Source organism: Leucobacter chromiiresistens (genome assembly GCF_001477055.1).
GTDB lineage: Bacteria > Actinomycetota > Actinomycetes > Actinomycetales > Microbacteriaceae > Leucobacter > Leucobacter chromiiresistens_A.
The window spans coordinates 1-3,640 of the sequence record NZ_LDRK01000122.1; the positions used below are offsets into that span (position 1 = coordinate 1).

The 3,640-nt window shown below is 74.0% G+C and carries 5 protein-coding genes; 2 read left to right on the forward strand and 3 right to left on the reverse strand.

All coding sequences use genetic code 11. The features are described from left to right. Both NS354_RS12270 and NS354_RS12275 read left to right on the forward strand, forming a co-directional pair. On the forward strand, positions 1–547 hold a 547-nt coding region (locus NS354_RS12270), incomplete at its 5' end, for an ROK family protein (RefSeq protein ID WP_058594745.1). A gap of 176 nt (positions 548–723) precedes the next feature. Then, a complete protein-coding gene (locus NS354_RS12275; RefSeq protein WP_058594746.1) occupies positions 724–1,830 on the forward strand; it encodes an FUSC family protein in 1,107 nt (368 codons plus the stop codon). 25 nt (positions 1,831–1,855) lie between these two features. Here the strand turns inward: NS354_RS12275 and NS354_RS12280 are convergent, their stop codons facing one another. The 3 genes from NS354_RS12280 to NS354_RS12290 form a co-directional block, all read right to left on the reverse strand. Beyond that, positions 1,856–2,350, reverse strand: coding sequence for a DUF3237 domain-containing protein (locus NS354_RS12280; protein WP_058594747.1), 495 nt, complete (start codon positions 2,348–2,350; stop codon positions 1,856–1,858). Next, the gene (locus NS354_RS12285; RefSeq protein WP_058594748.1) at positions 2,347–2,913 is read right to left on the reverse strand and encodes a MarR family winged helix-turn-helix transcriptional regulator; all 567 of its coding nucleotides are present in this window, start codon (positions 2,911–2,913) and stop codon (positions 2,347–2,349) included. Before NS354_RS12285 ends, NS354_RS12280 begins: the two co-directional genes overlap by 4 nt. Positions 2,914–2,916: 3 nt before the next feature. Continuing rightward, on the reverse strand, positions 2,917–3,640 hold a 724-nt coding region (locus NS354_RS12290; protein ID WP_193750781.1), incomplete at its 5' end, for an FAD-dependent monooxygenase.

Consider the following 3,640-nt stretch of genomic DNA (forward strand, 5'->3'; position numbering starts at 1 on the left):
CACGGCGGCGAACATCGACCTCAGCTGGATCGGCACCGACGCCCACGCGCTGCTCTCCGCCGCCGTGGAGGCGCCGTGCACCGTGGTCAACGACGCCGATGCGGCGGGCATCGCCGAGGTCGCGTTCGGCGAGGTCAGCGGGCTGCCCGGGGTGACGCTCGTGCTCACCTTCGGAACCGGGATCGGCTCGGCCCTCGTCGCGGACGGCGTGCTGGTGCCGAACTTCGAGCTCGGGCACCTGGAGCTCGACGGCTTCACCTCGATCGAGCGTCATACCGCGGCGAAGGTGATCGAGCGGGAGGGCATCACGCTCGCCGAGTGGGCGTCGCGCGTCGCCCGGTACATCGGCCACCTGGAGAAGATTCTGAACCCCGACCGATTCGTGCTGGGCGGCAGCATCAGCAAGGCGGCCGACAGCTACCTCCCGTTCCCGGGCGTGACGGTGCCCGTTGTTCCGGCGCGATTGCGCAACAACGCGGGCATCATCGGCGCGGCGCGGCTCGCCGCTGAGGCGCTCGACCCCGCATCGGCGAACTCCGCGCCGTAGCCGTACCCCGGAGCCGGCAGCCGCGGTAGCCGGTAGCCGGTAGCCGGCAGCCGGCAGCCGCCGCACCCTCCGCACCCGCGCACCCGCGCACCCTCCGCACCATCCGCACCCGGGCGCGGCCACGCGCACCCGCCGCACCTGGAAGAATGGATGGGTACGAAGGGTGGAGGGCGAGCATGGCGGAAGCGGTCGGTGACGGCGATCCCGCCCGACCCGATCGGCGCACGCCGCCGACCGCGGTGATCAAGGCGGTGCGCAGCCTCTTCGAGATGCCGGCGGGCCCTGGCCCCAGGCTCTGGATCGCGCTGCGCGCCGCGCTCTCGATCGGGGTGCCGTTCGGCGTGCTGACGGCGCTCGGCTACGAGGGGATCGGCCTGCAGACCGCCGCGGGCGCCTTCGTGGCGCTGTTCGCCGCGGGCCTCGCCGCCGCGGAGCGCGCGAAGGTGCTGCCGTTCGTCGCGCTCGCCCTGATCGCGTCGGCGGCGCTCGGGGCGGCGCTCTCGCCGTGGCCGGTGCTGCTGGGCGTCGGCCTCGTCGTCGTCGCGGGGGCGACGTCGGCGCTGTCGTTCGCCTTCCGGCTCGGGCCGCCGGGCCCGGTGTTCTTCGTGCTGAGCTACGGGCTCGCCGGCAACATCACGGCGGTGGTCGACGGGCAGCGGGTGAACTCGCCGCTGGTGCTCATCGCGGCGCTCTCGGGCGGTGCGCTGTTCTCGTATCTGCTCGCGCTCGCCCCCCTGCTGCGTGATTCCGAGCGGGCGAAGCCGGTGCGCCCGCTCGGGGAGCTCCTGCCCGGTCCGTGGCTGGGGCCGGGCGAGCTGCGGCTGATCCTGCGCATTCTCATCGTCTCGGTCGCGGGCACGGCGGTGACGATGCTCTGGATCGACCCGCACCGCGCCTACTGGACGGTCTCGGCGGGTGTCGCGGTGATCGGTCTGAGCGCGGTGCGGCGCCACTCGCTCGCCCGCGGCCTGCACCGCACGGTGGGCACCCTCGTGGGTGCGGGCGTGTATCTCGCGATCGCCCCGCTCGGCGCGATCCCGTTCGCGCTCGTGCTGCTGCTCACAGGGCTGCAGTTCGTCATCGAGCTCGTCGTGGTGCGCAACTACGCGCTCGCGCTCGTGTTCATCACGCCGCTCGTGCTGCTGCTCACCGGGGCCGCCGCCGGCGGGGGCGATCTCATGGGGGCCGCCGCGGAGCGGGTGCTCGACACGCTCATCGGCTCGGCGATCGCGGTGGCCACGGCGCTGCTGCATCGGCGGGTGACGCAGGATCGCCGCGAGTGATGCGGCGATCCGCTGGGCCGCCCGGTTACACGAAGCGGTAGGTGGCGTAGCGCACGGAGTCGGCGGTGCGCGCGGCGACGGCGAGGTGCAGCGAGCGCTCGAGGTGGGCGAGCGCCGGCGCCGACGTCTCGATGGTGACGAGGGTGCGGAAGTAGTACTCGGAGGGGTCGACCGGCTCGCCGGCGAGCAGCGACTCGAGCACGTGCGGCTCGCCGCTGCGCACGCCCGTCGCCTGCAGGTAGAGCAGTTCGCCGGCGTCGGTGCGCGCCGAGTATCGGCCGTCGATCTCGATCGACCCGTCGGCGCGCACGATCTGCCAGTCGGCGCCGCCGGGGAGAATCTCGGCGTTCACCTCGCCGGTGATGCTGCCGCCGAGAATGGGGATGATCCTGCGGTGCCCGGCCCGGGTGCGGCCGTGATCCTCGATCGCGCCGAGCGCGACCGAGACGTCGAACACGTGCTCGAGGCCCGGAGTGGGCAGTGCCGGGTGGGGGGCGGGTGCGGCTGCGCGGCTGGTCATGAGTGCTCCGATGCTCGGTCGTCGGTGGGGCGGGATGGGGCGAGCGGCGCGGGATCGGCCGACTGCTCGGGAACCGTGGGCGGCGCGGGATCGGCCGACTGCTCGGGCCGCGCGGCGTCGCGGTCGGCGAGGAGGGCGTCGAGCAGCCGTTCGAGTGCGGGCAGCGCGGTCTCGATGGCGCGTGCGTCCTGCGCGGGCAGCGCCGCGAGGGAGGCGCCGAGGATGCGCGTGCTCGCCCGGTCGTAGGCGGCGAAGAGCGCCCGGGCGCGCTCCGAGGTCGACACCAGCACGCGCCTGCCGTCGGCGGCGTCGGGTCGGCGCTCGATCAGGCCGGCCCGCCGCATCGCCGCGAGCACGTTGCTGACGGTGGACCGGTCGAGGCGCAGGGCGTCGGCGAGGTCGCTCGGCGCGAGCGCGACTCCGTCGGGCAGGGCGCGGATGATCTGGATCTGCGAGTCGGGGATCTCGGGCAGGTCGCCGGCCGCCCGCGCGGCCGCGAGCAGGGCGCGGCGCAGGGGTGAGATGACGCCGGCGAGGCGGGCGGGGTCGACGGCGGCGCTCATCGTTCAGCGCACCACCGAGAGCGACGCGCGACCGTTCAGCGATGCGGGGTGGAAGCCGGCGGCCCGCTTGTAGGCCGTCGCGACCTCTTCGAGCTCGTCGGGACCGATGACGTCGTGGATGTGGGCGAAGCCCTCGGGGGCGCGCTCTGCGGCGAGCACCATGACCTTCTCGGGGCCGGCCTGCCGCGTCTGCTCGAGCAGGGCCGCGGTCGCGGGCCGGCGATCCGCCTCGTAGGCGCGCAGCCCCGCTTCGGGCGACGCCGCGGTCGCGAGGTGGAATGCGAGGGTGCGCGCGTCGAGCGTCGCCTGCGAGCCGCCGTTCGACCCGTTCGGGTACATCGCGTGCGCGGCGTCGCCGACGAGCGTCGTGCGCCCGAACGTCCACTGGGGCAGCGCATCGCGGTCGACCATCGGGTACTCGAGGATCTCGTCGGCGCTCGCGATGAGTGCGGGGATGTCGATCCAGTCGAACGCCCACTCCCGGAAGAGGTCGACGATGGGCTGCGGGTCGATGGGATGGTTCCAGTCCACCTCGCCGGATCCCGCCCCGCGCCGTTCGGCGATGAAGTTGATGGGCATGCGTCCGTCGGGTCCGACCGGCCCGAGCGGGTACGCGACGAACTTCTGCTCGCCGTCGCCGACCATCACCATGGTGCTGCCGTCGAGGAACGGCTCGGCGGTCGCGACGCCCCGCCAGAGGGTGAGCCCGCTCCACGGGGGCGCCCCC